Origin of the sequence: Georgenia wutianyii (genome assembly GCF_006349365.1) — a bacterium.
Lineage (GTDB): Bacteria > Actinomycetota > Actinomycetes > Actinomycetales > Actinomycetaceae > Oceanitalea > Oceanitalea wutianyii.
The window spans coordinates 1845695-1859546 of the sequence record NZ_CP040899.1; the positions used below are offsets into that span (position 1 = coordinate 1845695).

Here is a 13852-nt window from a genome sequence, read left to right on the forward strand (position 1 = left end):
GTCAGGTCCGGTGCACCGTGACGGCGAGGTCCTCGGCGGGCGGGGCCCACGTGCCGGGGTCGGCGGAGACCTGGTCACCGGAGCGGATGTCCTTGACCTCGTGCCCGTCCGTGCCGGGGAACCATACGTAGGGGATGCCCAGCCGGTCCGCGTGGCGGATCTGCTTGCCGAACTTCGCCGCCGTCGGGGCGACGTCGGCCGGGATGCCGCGGGCGCGCAGGGCGGCGGCGACGTCGTCGCTGAGCTCGCGATCCTCCTCGGAGGTGACGGCGACGAGGACGGCCGTGGGCACCCCGCGGCTCGCCGCCGCGAGCCCGCCGCCGAGGATGCGTGCGACGAGGCGGGAGACGCCGATCGACAGGCCGACGCCGGGGTAGGTGCGCGCGCCGTCGGAGGCGAGGGAGTCGTAGCGCCCACCGGAGCAGATGGAGCCGAGGTCCTCGTGGCCCACGAGCGTCGTCTCGTAGACCGAGCCCGTGTAGTAGTCCAGGCCGCGGGCGATCGAGAGGTCCGCGACGACGGTGCCCGGCACCCGCCGGGACGCCGCCTCGACGAGCGCGACGAGCTCGCCCAGGCCCTCCTCGAGGAGGTCGTTGCTCACCCCGAGGGCGCGCACGCGGTCCGCGACGCTCGCGTCGTCGCCGGTGATGGCCGCGAGCTCGAGCGCCAGGCGGGCCTGCTCGGGGGTGGCGCCGGCGTCCTCGCGCAGAATCTCGGCGACGGCGTCGGGGCCGATCTTGGCGAGCTTGTCGATCGCGCGCAGGGCGCCGTCGACGTCGGTGAGCCCGATGCCCGTGTAGAAGCCCTCGGCGATCTTGCGGTTGTTGACGGCGATGCGCACCGGCGGGATGGGCAGCGCCGCCAGTGCCTCGGCCATGACGAGCGGGAGGTCGACCTCGTAGTGGAACGGCAGCGTCTCCGAGCCGACGACGTCGACGTCGGCCTGGATGAACTCCCGGAAGCGGCCCTCCTGGGGCCGCTCGCCGCGCCAGACCTTCTGGATCTGGTAGCGCTTGAACGGGAAGACGAGCTTGCCGGCGTGCTCGAGGACGTACCGCGCGAGGGGCACGGTGAGGTCGAAGTGGAGGCCGAGGCGCCGCTCCTGGGAGCCCTCCTCGTCCTGCAGGCGGCTCACCGCGTAGACCTCCTTGGAGGTCTCGCCCTTGCGCAGCAGCTCCTCGACGGGCTCGACAGCGCGGGTCTCGATGCCGGCGAAGCCGTGCAGCTCGAAGGTGCGGCGCAGGACGTCGAGGACGTGGGTCTCGACGACGCGCTCGGCGGGGAGCCACTCGGGGAACCCGGACAGGGGTGTCGGTCGTGCCATGGGGGCGATCCTAGTGTTCGGCGCGGCTCAGCCCTGTGCGAGGGCGAGGAAGGGGTTGGTGGCGAGCTCGTGGGCGGTCGTCGTCGCGGGGCCGTGGCCAGGGACGAGGAGCGCGTCCGGGGGCAGCTCGGTGCGCAGCTCGCGCAGCGTCTGTGCCATCCGACGGGGGTCCCCGCCGGGCAGGTCGGTGCGCCCGATCGAGCCGGCGAAGAGCACGTCACCGGTGAGCACGACAGGGCCCTGATGGCGGCCCACGCCCGCCTCGGCGAACGCCGGGCCGGTGATCTCGTCCACGCGGTCCAGACGCCACAGCGTGCTGCCGGGGGTGTGCCCGGGTGCGGGCAGCGCCTCGACGACGAGGCCGGGAGCGAGCTCGACCGGCCCGCCGGCCACCGGCCGTACGTCCGCCACGGGCTGCCACGGGCCGTCGACGAGCGCGGAGAACCCAGGCCCGAGCGGGCCGAGGTAGGCCGCCGGGTCCGCCAGCCGCTCCGCGTCTCCCGCGCCGACGAGGACCGGGACGTCGCCGGCGACGGCGGCACAGTCCCACACGTGGTCGGGGTGGGCGTGGGTGAGCAGGACGGCGACGACGTCGAGGTCACGGGAGGTCACGACGTCGCGCACGAGCGGGGCCGAGCCGCCCCCGGGGTCGACGACGACGGCGGGCCCGCCGTCGTGCGCGGCGAGGACGAGCGTGTTGGTCGCGAAGACCGGCGCCCGCAGCGCGTGGATGAGCATCCGGCCAGCCTAACGAGCGCTCCTGCATGCCCTCTCGGTGGGGCGCCCCGTTCCGCTGCGTGAGGACGGTCACGGCGGACGCCGCTTCCGCCTAGACTTGACGGCGTTCGTTCGTCACGGTGCCGCCAGCACCTCACCGGGAGGGTTCGTTGACCCGCAGCAGCAGCCAGGAACGCGCCTACCAGAAGCGTCGCCACGACAAGTTCGAGCAGCGCAGCAGGGAGAAGGCGGAGCGCCGTCGGCGCATCACCCTCGTCACCGCCGTCGTCGTGGGCCTCGCCGTCGTCGTCGCCGCGATCGTCCTCGTCGTGCTCAACCGGCCCGAGGAGCAGACCCCCGAGCCCGCGGCGACCGCGCCCACGCAGACGCAGGCCCCCGACCAGGCGGCGCCCCTGCCGACGACCAACCCCGAGCTGTACGACTCGGCACCGGACCCGGCCGAGGCCGAGGGCCGCGTGTGGTCGGTGACGCTCAGCACGAGCGCCGGGGACATCGGTCTGGAGATCGACGGCGAGCGGGCCCCGCAGGCCGCAGCGAACTTCCTGCGCCTCGCGCGTGACGGGTTCTACGACGGCACCGCCTGCCACCGGCTGCTCCCCAGCTCCCTGCTCCAGTGCGGCGACCCCACCGCCACCGGCACCGGCGGTCCCGGTTACAGCTTCGGCCCCATCGAGAACGCCCCGGCGGACGACGTCTACCCGGCGGGCACGCTCGCGATGGCGCGCCAGGGCAACAACGGCGAGTCCATGGGGAGCCAGTTCTTCATGGTCTTCGCCGACGTCCCACTTCCGTCGGACAGCGCCGGCGGTTACAGCGTCTTCGGTCGTGTGACCGAAGGGCTGGACATCCTCCAGCAGGTCGGCTCGGCGGGTACCGTCGAGGGCTCTGAGCAGCCGGCCCTTCCCGTCACCATCGAAGGAGTGACCATTGAGTGAGCAGCAGACCCCGCGCCCGGCGGCGGACGAGCCTACAGCAGCGGCGGTTGAGAGCGTCGCGGTGACGGAGACGGTGCCAGCACCTGCTGCCACGCAGGACGAGGCGGTCGAGCGCCCGGAGGGCGCGACCGACGCGACCGACGCCGCCGAGCAGACTGCCGAGCCCGTCGCCGAGGCCACTCCCGGCGAGCAGGCCGACGCCGAGCCCGAGGCCGCTCCCGAGGCACCCGCGGAGGAGCCGGCCGTCGCCGAGCCGCCCGCCGAGCCCGATGTCACCGAGCCGGCTGTCGCGGAACCCCCCGTCGCCGAGCCGACTGTCGCCGAGCCCGACGTCGCCGAGCCGGCTGTCGCGGAACCCCCCGTCGCCGAGCCCGCTGTCGCGGAACCCCCCGTCGCCGAACCCCCCGTCGCCGAGCCCGCCGTCGCCGAGCCGGCTGTCGCCGAGCCTGACGTCGCCGAGGAGCCCGCTGCGGCCACCGAGGAGCCCGCCGAGGAGGCACCGGCCACGGAGCCGGCCGCCACGGCGGCCACCGAGGAGCCCGCCGAGGAGCCCGCCCCGACTCCCGCCGAGGAGCAGCCGGCGGCCGAGGCAGGCGCCGAGGAGCCGGGCGGCTCGATCGAGGTCGACGCCGCCCCGCGTCCGGCCGTCGTGCCCAAGCCCTCGTCGCTGCCCAAGCCGTCGGCGCTGCCCAAGCGCACCCCGGGCACCCCCGCCCCGGCCGTGACCGTCGTGGCGCCCGTCATCGACGACAGCAAGGAGGCAGCCGCCGCGGCCGCCTGGGGCCGGGTGGACCCCGACGGCACCGTGTGGGTCCGCGAGGCCGCCGGTGAGCGCACGGTGGGCCAGTACACCGGCGCGGACACCGACGAGGCGCTGGCCTTCTACGTCCGCCGCTTCCTCGACCTCCAGGCCCAGGTGGCACTGTTCGAGACCCGGCTGCCGCAGCTGCAGATCAAGGAGATCGACCAGACGATCGCCACCCTCACCGAGGCGCTCGCCGAGCCCGCCGCCGTGGGCGACCTCGACGGGCTGCGCTCCCGCCTCGAGGCCGTGCGTGAGCGGGCCAAGGAGCGGCGCCGGGAGATCAACGCGGAGCGCGAGGCCGCCAAGGCCCAGGCGCTGGCCGAGCGGACCACCATCGTCGAGCGCGCCGAGGCCATCGCCGCCACCGACCCCGCGAAGGTCCACTGGCGGTCCAGCGGCGAGGAGCTGCGCACGCTGCTCGAGGAGTGGAAGCAGGCGCAGCGCAACGGCCCGCGTCTTGACCGCCCGAGCGAGGACAGCCTGTGGAAGCGGTTCTCCCGCGCCCGCACGACGTTCGACCGCAACCGTGGTCACTACTTCTCCCAGCTCGACGCGGCGCAGTCCGAGGCGAAGAAGGCCAAGGAGCAGCTCATCGCCGAGGCTGAGGCGCTCTCGACCTCCACGGACTGGGGCCGTACCTCGGCCGCCTACCGCGACCTCATGGACCGCTGGAAGGCGGCCGGGCGCGCGAGCCGCAAGGAGGACGACGCCCTGTGGGCGCGCTTCCGCGCCGCCCGCCAGCGCTTCTTCGAGGCGCGGGAGTCGGAGAACGCGCAGATCGACGCCGAGTACTCGGCCAACCTCGAGGCCAAGCTGCGGCTCCTGGAGGAGGCGGAGGCGCTCCTGCCGGTCACCGACCCGGAGGCCGCCAAGGCCGCGCTGCGCCCGATCCAGGACAAGTGGGACGAGGCCGGCAAGGTGCCGCGGGCCGACGTCCAGCGCGTCGAGGCCCGGATGCGGGCCGTCGAGCAGGCGGTGCGTGATGCGGACCAGGAGCGCTGGAAGACGTCCGACCCGGAGAAGCAGGCCCGCGCGCAGGGCGCCGCGGCCCAGCTCTACGAGGCGATCGACGCGCTCGAGGCGCAGCTGGCGGCAGCCCGCGCCGCGGGTGACACCGCTGCGGAGAAGGCCGCGCTCGAGTCCCTCGAGACCCGCAAGACCTGGCTCGACCAGATCCTGCGCACCGCCGGCAGCTGACCGGCAGTCGACCACCACCACCGGGCCGGCATCCGTCATCACGGGTGCCGGCCCGGTGGCGTCAGCGCCACCGCGAGGAGGGACAGCGCCCGGCGGCCGGGCAGTCGCCGGGCGGGCTGGACGAGCGCCCGCCGCACCGCCTCGGCGGGCAGCCCGTGGGCGAGCAGCGCACGGGCGCCGGGGACGGCGGTGCCCGGCGCGGCGAAGCACAGCAGGTCGACGGCGGTACGTACGGGAGTCGTCGTCGGTACCCCGGCCACCAGCGCGACGTCCCCGGGCGCGAGGTGCTGACGGTGGACGACGCCGCCGCCCTCGACGCGCCGCTCCGGAGGGACGACGAGCTCGGTGCGCAGGGCGAGGAGACGGCCGGTGTGCACCCACAGGGCGGTCGTGCGCGCCAGCGCGGAGCCGGGCACGAGCGCCTCGCGCAGCAGCCCGGCCCGCCCCGCCGGTGAGGCCCTGAGGTCGACGGCCGCCTCGGCACCGGTCGGGGTGGGCCCGACCAGCCCGTCGTGCCGCAGCGCCGCGGCCTCCCAGCCCTCACCCACCCCCCAGGTGAGCGGGGACGGCGCTGCGGGGTCCAGCCAGGACAGTGCGCTCGGCATGCCGTGAGCCTGCCCCGCCGGCCAGCGTGGCGCTGCACGCCGGGCGTTGCCTGTGGACCTGCCGCCCGCGGCCGCGCCCTGTGGAGATCAGTGCGTCGAGCGGCTCACCGTGTCGGTGCGACCAGAGCGGGCGCCGGTGATGCGGTAGACGTCGAAGACGCCGTCGATCCGCCGCACCGCGGACAGCACGTGCCCGAGGTGGGAGGGCTCGGCCATCTCGAAGACGAACTTCGACAGGGCCACCCGGTCCCGGCTCGTCTGCACCTGGGCGGAGAGGATGTTCACGTGGTTCTCCGAGAGCACCCGCGTGACGTCGGAGAGCAGGCCGGCGCGGTCCAGCGCCTCGACCTGGATCTGGACGAGGAAGGAGCTCTGGCCCTGCCGGGACCACTCGACGTCGACCATGCGCTCGGGCTCGTTGCGCAGGCTCTCGAGGTTGCCGCAGTCGGCGCGGTGGACCGAGACGCCGGAGCCGCGGGTGACGAAACCGACGATGGGGTCCCCCGGCACGGGCGTGCAGCAGCGGGCCAGCTTGACCCACAGGTCGCCCGCGTCCATGCCCTTGACCGCGATGCCCGGGTCCCCGGCGCGCAGCCGGGGACGCGTCTCCCCCGGCATCGTCGCCTCGGCGAGGTCCTCCTCGGCGCCGGACTCCCCGCCCATAGTGTGGACGAGCTTCTGCACGATGCTCGTCGCGGAGACCTGGCTCTCCCCGACCGCCGCGTACAGCGCCGAGACGTCGGCGTAGTTGAGCTCGTGGGCCAGCGCGTTGAGCGAGTCGTGCGACATGAGCCGCTGGATCGGCAGGTTCTGCTTGCGCATCGCGCGGGCGATGCTGCTCTTGCCTGCCTCGATCGCCTCCTCGCGCCGCTCCTTGGTGAACCAGGCGCGGATCTTGTTCCGCGCGCGCGGCGTCGTGACGAAGTTCAGCCAGTCGCGGCTCGGACCGGCGGTCTCGGACTTGGAGGTGAAGACCTCCACCGTGTCGCCGTTCTCGAGCTTCGAGCCGAGCGGGACGAGGCGCCCGTTGACGCGTGCACCCACCGTGCGGTGCCCGACTTCGGTGTGGACCGCGTAGGCGAAGTCCACCGGCGTCGCCCCGGGAGCGAGGGCGATGACGTCGCCCTTCGGCGTGAACACGTAGGTCTGCGAGCCGGAGATCTCGAAGCGGAGCGAGTCGAGGAACTCCCCCGGGTCCGCGGTCTCCCGCTGCCAGTCCACGAGCTGGCGCAGCCACCCCATGTCCTCGGCGCCCTTCGGGGCGCCACCGTCGCCGCCGCGGGCGATCTCCTTGTACTTCCAGTGCGCGGCCACGCCGTACTCCGCGCGGCGGTGCATGTCGTGGGTGCGGATCTGGATCTCCACCGGCTTGCCGCCCGGCCCCACGACCGTCGTGTGCAGCGACTGGTAGAGGTTGAACTTCGGCATCGCGATGTAGTCCTTGAACCGCCCGGGCAGGGGGTTCCAGCGCGCGTGCATCGTGCCGAGGACGCCGTAGCAGTCCTTGACGCTGTCGACGAGCACCCGCACGCCGACGAGGTCGAAGATGTCGTCGAAGTCGCGACCACGCACGATCATCTTCTGGTAGATCGAGTAGTAGTGCTTGGGCCGGCCGGTGACCGTCGCGCGGATCTTGCTCGCGCGCAGGTCGGCCTCGATCTGCGTGCGGACGGTGGAGAGGTACTCGTCGCGGGCGGGCGCGCGCTCGGCGACGAGGTGCACGATCTCGTCGTACACCTTGGGGTAGAGGGTGGCGAAGGACAGGTCCTCCAGCTCCCACTTGATGGTGTTCATACCCAGCCGGTGGGCCAGCGGCGCGTAGATCTCCAGCGTCTCGCGGGCCTTTCGCTGCGCGGACTTCGCCGAGACGTACTTCCACGTCCGGGCGTTGTGGAGACGGTCGGCGAGCTTGATGACGAGGACGCGGATGTCACGGGCCATCGCGACGACCATCTTGCGCACGGTCTCGGCCTCGGCCGCCTCGCCGTAGGTGACCTTGTCGAGCTTGGTGACGCCGTCGACGAGGAGCGCGATCTCCTCCCCGAAGTCCGCGCGCAGCTGGTCCAGGGAGTAGTCGGTGTCCTCGACGGTGTCGTGGAGCAGGGCCGCGGCCAGGGTGGGCACCGTCATGCCGAGCTCGGCGAGGATGGTCGTCACCGCGACCGGGTGGGTGATGTAGGGGTCACCGCTCTTGCGCAGCTGGCCCCGGTGCGCCTTCTCCGCGACGGTGAAGGCGCGTTCGATGAGCGCGGTGTCCGCGCGCGGGTGGTTGGAGCGCAGGGCGTGCAGGACCGGCTCGATCGCCGGCGACGCCGAGTGCCCCCGCGCGCCGAGGATGGCGAAGCGGGAGCGCACGCGGGGGGCGCGCGCATCCGGCGTCGCCCCGTTCACCGTGTCCTCAGCCATCGGCCCATTCTAGGCGCCCCCGCAGCGGATCGCGGTACCGGCGGGGCGCCCCGCGCGTCAGTAGCGCAGGATGCTGTCGAGCGGGTAGTCGGTGAGCCTCGAGCGTCCCCCGAGCTCCTCGAGCTCGAGGAGCATGGTGAGGGCCGCGACCTCCGCACCGGCGGACTCGATGAGCTCGATCGCGGCACGCGCGGTGCCGCCGGTGGCGAGGACGTCGTCGATGATGAGGACGCGGTGACCCGCCGTCACGGTCTCCGGACGCAGCTCGAGGCGCGCCGTACCGTACTCCAGCGTGTAGTCCACGCCGATGACGTCGCCGGGCAGACGACCGGCCTTGCGGATCGTCACCATGCCGACGCCCAGCGCGTGGGCCAGCGGGGCGGCGAGGATGAACCCGCGCGACTCCAGGCCCGCGACGGCGTCGATCTTGCCCCGGTACCGCTCGGCGAGGGCGTCGACGAGGGCGGCGAAGGCCGGCCCGTCGGCGAGGAGCGGGGTGATGTCCCGGAAGAGCACACCCGGCTCAGGGAAGTTGGGGACGACGTGCACATGGGAGTCGAGCATCTGGGTGAGCTCGGCGGGGAACTCGGTCACTTACGCCCCTTCCGGCGCTTGGGCTGAGCCGCCTGACCACGGTGGTGGCCGGCGACATTGTCCTCCTCGACGGCGACGACGGCGGCGGGGATCTCCTCGCTGCCGGTCACCTTGCGGCGGCGCTCGAGCACCTCCGCGGTGTGCTGGCGCACCGTCGCGTCGCGCTGGTGCAGCAGCACCTGGAGCGGGGTGGCCACGAACACCGAGGAGATGGTGGAGACGAGCATGCCGACGAACAGGGCGAGCGCGATGTCCCGCAGGGTCCCCGCCCCGAGCAGCAGCGCGCCGACGAAGAGGATCGAGCCGACGGGCAGCAACGAGGTGAGGGAGGTGTTGATCGAACGGACGAGCGTCTGGTTCACCGCGAGGTTCGACAGCTCGGCGTAGGTGCGCTCGTGCTGCTCGGTGAGGTGCTCGGTGTTCTCGCGGACCTTGTCGAAGACGACGACGGTGTCGTAGAGCGAGTAGCCGAGGATCGTGAGGAGACCGATGACCGTCGCGGGCGTGACCTCCCAGCCGATGAGCGAGTAGACGCCCACGGTGAGGATGATGTCGTGGAACAGCGCGACGAGCGCCGCCGTGGCCATCTGCCAGCTGCGGAAGTACACCGACAGCACGATGGCGACGATGACGATGAACACCAGGAGGCCCTGGATCGCCTGGCGGGTGATGTCCTGGCCCCACGAGGGGCCGATGAACGTGGACGTGACGTCCGCCTCGGGCACGTCGTAGGCCTCGGCCAGCCCCTGGCGGACGGTGTCGGTCTGCTCGGTCGTCAGCTCCTGGGTCTGCACCCGGATCGCGGAGGACCCGACGGTCGACACGCGGGCCACCTGACCGAGCTCACCGACGACGTCGAGCGCGGGCTGCTGCTCGAGCGACTGGGTGCCGGTGATGGTGAACTGCGAGCCGCCGCGGAACTCGATGCCCGCGTTGATGCCCTTGAAGACCACGAGGCCGACGGACAGCAGGACGAGGATGAGCGCGGCGGTGAGCCAGGTGCGGCCGCGCTGGACGAACGGGATGGACCGCTCGCCGGTGTGGAGCTGGTTGCCCAGCTGGGCCAGGCTCATCATCGGCCGTCCTCCTCGGTCATGGTGGTGGTGGCCGACTCCTGCGCGGCACGCCGCTCGGCGGCACGTCGCTGGGCGATGGTCAGGCGCTCACCGTTCTGCTTGGCAGGGCGGTCGGCACCGGCGGTCTGCCGCGGCCGGGGAGCGGGCTCGACGCGGCCACGGCCGCGGTAGGAGGCGCGTGACACGCCCACGCTCTCGGGGTCCAGACCCGAGAAGCGGTGGCCCTCCCCGAAGAAGCGGGTGCGGATGAGCAGCTGCATCGTCGGGTGGGTGAAGAGGAAGACGACGACGAGGTCGATGACCGTCGTGAGGCCGAGGGTGAAGGCGAACCCGCGCACCCCGCCGACCGCGAGGAAGTAGAGGATGACGGCCGCGAGCAGCGTGACGAGGTCGGAGATGACGATCGTGCGCTTGGCGCGGTTCCAGCCGTGCTCGACGGCGCCGGCGAGCGTCCTCCCCTCACGGATCTCGTCACGGATGCGCTCGAAGTAGAGGATGAAGGAGTCGGCGGTGATGCCGACGGCGACGATGAGTCCGGCGACGCCCGCGAGGGAGAGCCGGTAGCCCTGCAGCCACGACAGGACGATGATCGCGCCGTAGGTGGCGACCGCGGCGATGAGGAGGCTGCCGACGGCGACGAGCGCCAGGCCCCGGTACTGCCACAGCAGGTACAGCGCGACGAGGACGAGACCGGCGACGCCGGCGATGAGGCCGTTGCGCAGGTGCTCCGAGCCGAGCGTCGCGGAGATCTGCTCCTCGCTCTGCACCTCGAAGTTCAGCGGCAGGGAGCCGAAGTTCAGCTGGTTCGCCAGGGTGTTCGCACTCTCGCGGGTGAAGTTGCCGGAGATCTGCGCGTTCCCGTCGAGGATCGGGGAGTTCATCTGCGGGGCGGAGATGACGAGTCCGTCGAGCACGATGCCGAACTGGTTGAGCGGCGGCTGCTGGGCGAAGAGGCGCTCGGAGACCTCGGCGAAGAGCTCGGTGCCCTCGCGGTTGAACTCGATGTTGACGACCCAGTTGTTGGTCGTCGTGCCGGCCTGGGTGACCTCGAGCCCGGAGGTCGCGGACTCGACCTGCGTGCCCTCGACGTCGACCGGGCCGAGGATGTACTTGGCCATGCCGTCCTGGGAGCAGGCCACGAGCGGGGCGGCGCCGTCGTCCTCGACGCCGCCGACGAGGTTCGCCGGGTCGGTGCAGTCCAGGGTGTACATGTCGTAGACGAGCTGCTCGGTGATCCAGCTCGGGTCGCTGTTCGTCGCCGGCTGGGTCGCGGGCGTGTCGGACAGCTGGCCGTCGGCGTTCTCGTCGGCGACGGCGAACGCGGCCTGCTCGATGGCGTCACGGTCGGCGGCGGACTCGTTCGCGTCCGCTGCGGGGGCCTCGGCGGAGGGCTCCTCGGTGGCGCCGTCGGCCGGGGCCTGCGTGGCGACCTCCCCCTCGGGGGCGGCGGCCTGCGCGTCGGACTCCGGCGCGGTGGGCAGGCCCTCCTGGTTCGGGTCGATCGGCGTCGGGTCGGTGACCGCGAGCACGGGCCGGAAGCGCAGCTGTGCGGACTGGCGCACGAGGTCGAGGGTCGCCTCGTCGGGGTTGCCCGGGAGGCCGACGACGATGTTGTTCGAGCCCTGGCGGGTGATCTCGGCCTCGGCGACACCGGAGGCGTCGACGCGCTGGCGGATGATCTCGATCGCCTGGTCGATGTCCTCGTCGGTGATCTCGCCGTCGCCACCCTCGGCCTCGGGGTCGAGGCGCGGGGTGAGGATGAGCTGGACGCCGCCCTCGAGGTCGAGTGCGAGCCCTGGGACGAAGGACGGGCCGAGCTCACCCTCGGAGTCGTCGCTGACCTGCTGTCCGATCGCGACGGATCCGAAGAGGACCGCGATGATGACGAACAGGAAGACGATCCTGCGCAGAGGGCGTGGGGCGGTGGTCGCCAACGCGGTCTTCTCTTCTCTACCGCGCGCTCAGGCGCGGCGCTCGTCGGGCTCGTCGCCCGTACGGTCGGCCGGCTCGTCGGTCGCGAGGTCGGTCTCTGCGGCGGGACGCTCGGTCTCGCCGACCACGCCGGGGGCGGAGGTGAGCGAGGACGCGTCGTCGGGCACGGACACGGTGGCGACCTCGTCCTCCTCGACGAGCTCCTCCTCGTCCTCGACGGCGAACGGCGGCTCGGTCACGGAGGCGATCGCCTCGCGCTTCCACATGGTCTCGACGCCCGGCGTGGACTCGATGGTGATGACGTCGCCGTCGATGTCGACGATGGTCCCGTAGAAGCCGGACGCGGTCATGACCTGCTGGCCGACCTCGAGGCTGTTGCGGAGGTCGATGGCGGCCTGACGCTGCTTCTTCGCCCCCCGGGACATCATCCACATCATGAGTCCGAAGACGGCGATCAGGATGAGGAATTCCACGGCACTACTCCCTAGGTGGCGACGAGGCGCGGAGAGAACCCGCGCCCGTCGGAGGCAAAAGACTGCTTGATTCTAGGCGACGGCGAGGAGTGGTGGGAACCATCCCCTCGGTCAGGACCAGAGCGCGCCGTCCTCCGGCCGGGTCAGGCCGAGGTGGGCGTAGGCGGCCGCGGTGGCGACCCGGCCGCGCGGCGTGCGGGTGACCAGGCCCTCGCGGACGAGGAACGGCTCGGCGACGGTCTCGACGGTCTCCGGCTCCTCCCCGACCGCGACGGCGAGGGTGGACAGCCCCACCGGACCGCCGTTGAACCGCTTGCACAGGGCGAGCAGCACGGCACGGTCGAGCCGGTCGAGGCCGAGGCGGTCCACCTCGAACAGATCGAGGGCGGCGTGGGTGGCGGGGAGGTCGAGCGCCCCGCTCCCCCGTACCTGTGCCCAGTCCTGCACGCGGCGCAGCAGCCGGTTGGCGATACGCGGGGTCCCGCGGGAGCGGCCGGCCAGCTCGGCGGCGGCGGCGGGCTCGAGCTCGGCCCCGAGGAGCCGCGCGCTGCGGCGCAGCACCTGCTCGAGCTCGCCCGGTGAGTAGAACTCCAGGTGCCCGGTGAACCCGAAGCGGTCGCGCAGCGGCGCGGGCAGCAGGCCGGCGCGGGTCGTCGCGCCGACGACGGTGAAGCGCGGGAGGGTGAGCGGGATGGCGGTGGCACCGGGCCCCTTGCCGACGACGACGTCGACGCGGAAGTCCTCCATCGCCAGGTAGAGCATCTCCTCGACGGGCCGGGCGAGCCGGTGGATCTCGTCGATGAACAGGACGTCGTGCTCCTGCAGCGAGGACAGGATGGCCGCGAGGTCCCCGGGGTGCTGGATCGCCGGGCCGGAGGTGAGCCGCAGCGCGCCCTGGACCTCGCCGGCGATGATCATCGCCAGCGTCGTCTTGCCGAGCCCGGGCGGACCTGACAGCAGGACGTGGTCAGGCGCTGTGCCGCGGGCCTTTGCGGCGTCCAGGACGAGGGCGAGCTGGTCGCGCACGACGGCCTGGCCGACGAAGTCGTCGAGGCGGCGCGGGCGCAGCGCGGCCTCCGCGGCCCGCTCGAGCTCGTCCGCCTCGGCGTCGAGGTAGTTCTCAGCCACGGCCGCGGCCCCCGAGGTACTGCAGCGCGGCGCGGAGCACGGCCGCGACGTCGCTCCCGCCATCCTCCTCGGCGAGCACCGCCGTCACCGCGTCCTCGGCGGCCCGCGCCGGCCAGCCGAGCTGGACGAGCGCGTCGACCACCTCGGGCCGGGAGTCCTGGACGGCCGGGGCCGCGGGCGCACCGGAGCGCACCGGGCCGAGCTTGTCGCCGATCTCGAGGAGGATCCGCTGGGCGCCCTTCTTGCCGATGCCGGGCACCTTCGTCAGGGCGTTGACGTCCTGCGCGGCGACGGCGGCGCGCAGCGCGTCGGGGCCGTGGACGGCCAGGACGGCGAGGGCGAGCCGCGGCCCGACCCCCGAGACGGTCTGGAGGACCTCGAAGACCTCGCGCTCGTCGTCGTCGGCGAAGCCGTACAGCGTGAGGGAGTCCTCGCGCACGACGAGCGAGGTGGCCATCCGCGCCTCGGCGCCGTGACGCAGCCCGGCGAGGGTGGCCGGGGTGGCCTGGACGCGCAGCCCGACCCCGCCGACCTCGAGGACCGCGGAGTCGAGGCGGACGGCCTCGACGGTCCCTCGGACGCTGGCGATCACGGCTGCTCCCATTCCCGCCCGGGCAGGTCCCGGGCGAACGTGTGTGC

Annotated in this window: 12 protein-coding genes; 2 read left to right on the forward strand and 10 right to left on the reverse strand. The window is 73.0% G+C overall.

Annotation, left to right across the window (positions count from 1 at the left end; translation table 11 throughout):
* Nucleotide 1 precedes the first annotated feature (1 nt).
* Together hisS and FE251_RS16005 are read right to left on the reverse strand one after the other, a co-directional pair.
* Nucleotides 2-1324 carry a histidine--tRNA ligase gene (hisS, locus tag FE251_RS08250; protein ID WP_139948457.1) on the reverse strand — a complete coding sequence of 441 codons (1323 nt, stop codon included), beginning with the start codon at nucleotides 1322-1324 and terminating at the stop codon, nucleotides 2-4.
* Nucleotides 1325-1351: 27 nt separating this feature from the next.
* Nucleotides 1352-2062 (reverse strand): MBL fold metallo-hydrolase, encoded by a 711-nt coding sequence (locus tag FE251_RS16005; RefSeq protein ID WP_139948458.1) that lies wholly within the window; start codon nucleotides 2060-2062, stop codon nucleotides 1352-1354.
* A 149-nt stretch (nucleotides 2063-2211) separates the two neighbouring features.
* Here FE251_RS16005 and FE251_RS08260 point away from each other — a divergent pair, with 149 nt between their 5' ends.
* Nucleotides 2212-2997 carry a peptidylprolyl isomerase gene (locus tag FE251_RS08260; RefSeq protein WP_168202687.1) on the forward strand — a complete coding sequence of 262 codons (786 nt, stop codon included), beginning with the start codon at nucleotides 2212-2214 and terminating at the stop codon, nucleotides 2995-2997.
* A 73-nt stretch (nucleotides 2998-3070) separates the two neighbouring features.
* Complete coding sequence (locus FE251_RS08265) at nucleotides 3071-4999, forward strand: DUF349 domain-containing protein (protein ID WP_230976368.1); 1929 nt, start codon at nucleotides 3071-3073, stop codon at nucleotides 4997-4999.
* Between the two features lie 38 nt (nucleotides 5000-5037).
* On the opposite strand, the gene FE251_RS08270 is transcribed toward FE251_RS08265, so the two are convergent.
* The 8 genes from FE251_RS08270 to ruvA form a co-directional block, all read right to left on the reverse strand.
* The gene (locus tag FE251_RS08270) at nucleotides 5038-5604 is read right to left on the reverse strand and encodes a hypothetical protein (RefSeq protein ID WP_139948460.1); all 567 of its coding nucleotides are present in this window, start codon (nucleotides 5602-5604) and stop codon (nucleotides 5038-5040) included.
* Between the two features lie 87 nt (nucleotides 5605-5691).
* Nucleotides 5692-8010, reverse strand: coding sequence for a RelA/SpoT family protein (locus tag FE251_RS08275; protein ID WP_139071641.1), 2319 nt, complete (start codon nucleotides 8008-8010; stop codon nucleotides 5692-5694).
* 57 nt (nucleotides 8011-8067) lie between these two features.
* Complete coding sequence (locus FE251_RS08280) at nucleotides 8068-8574, reverse strand: adenine phosphoribosyltransferase (protein ID WP_139071658.1); 507 nt, start codon at nucleotides 8572-8574, stop codon at nucleotides 8068-8070.
* 26 nt (nucleotides 8575-8600) lie between these two features.
* Nucleotides 8601-9677 (reverse strand): protein translocase subunit SecF, encoded by a 1077-nt coding sequence (gene secF, locus FE251_RS08285; protein ID WP_330998286.1) that lies wholly within the window; start codon nucleotides 9675-9677, stop codon nucleotides 8601-8603.
* Nucleotides 9677-11614 carry a protein translocase subunit SecD gene (secD, locus tag FE251_RS08290; protein ID WP_139948461.1) on the reverse strand — a complete coding sequence of 646 codons (1938 nt, stop codon included), beginning with the start codon at nucleotides 11612-11614 and terminating at the stop codon, nucleotides 9677-9679. Before secD ends, secF begins: the two co-directional genes overlap by 1 nt.
* 27 nt (nucleotides 11615-11641) lie before the next feature.
* Nucleotides 11642-12085 carry a preprotein translocase subunit YajC gene (gene yajC / locus FE251_RS08295; RefSeq protein WP_139948462.1) on the reverse strand — a complete coding sequence of 148 codons (444 nt, stop codon included), beginning with the start codon at nucleotides 12083-12085 and terminating at the stop codon, nucleotides 11642-11644.
* Nucleotides 12086-12196: 111 nt separating this feature from the next.
* Nucleotides 12197-13213, reverse strand: a complete 1017-nt coding sequence (gene ruvB / locus FE251_RS08300) for a Holliday junction branch migration DNA helicase RuvB (protein WP_230976369.1) — start codon at nucleotides 13211-13213, stop codon at nucleotides 12197-12199.
* Nucleotides 13206-13805, reverse strand: coding sequence for a Holliday junction branch migration protein RuvA (gene ruvA / locus FE251_RS08305; RefSeq protein ID WP_139948464.1), 600 nt, complete (start codon nucleotides 13803-13805; stop codon nucleotides 13206-13208). Before ruvA ends, ruvB begins: the two co-directional genes overlap by 8 nt.
* Nucleotides 13806-13852 lie beyond the last annotated feature (47 nt).

Bases quoted from the DNA above. Each gene is read 5' to 3' on its own strand.
- hisS (WP_139948457.1), bottom strand. From the start codon at position 1,324: ATGGCACGACCGACACCCCTGTCCGGGTTCCCCGAGTGGCTCCCCGCC.
- FE251_RS16005 (WP_139948458.1), bottom strand. From the start codon at position 2,062: ATGCTCATCCACGCGCTGCGGGCGCCGGTCTTCGCGACCAACACGCTC.
- FE251_RS08270 (WP_139948460.1), bottom strand. From the start codon at position 5,604: ATGCCGAGCGCACTGTCCTGGCTGGACCCCGCAGCGCCGTCCCCGCTC.
- FE251_RS08275 (WP_139071641.1), bottom strand. From the start codon at position 8,010: ATGGCTGAGGACACGGTGAACGGGGCGACGCCGGATGCGCGCGCCCCC.
- FE251_RS08280 (WP_139071658.1), bottom strand. From the start codon at position 8,574: ATGCTCGACTCCCATGTGCACGTCGTCCCCAACTTCCCTGAGCCGGGT.
- secF (WP_330998286.1), bottom strand. From the start codon at position 9,677: ATGAGCCTGGCCCAGCTGGGCAACCAGCTCCACACCGGCGAGCGGTCC.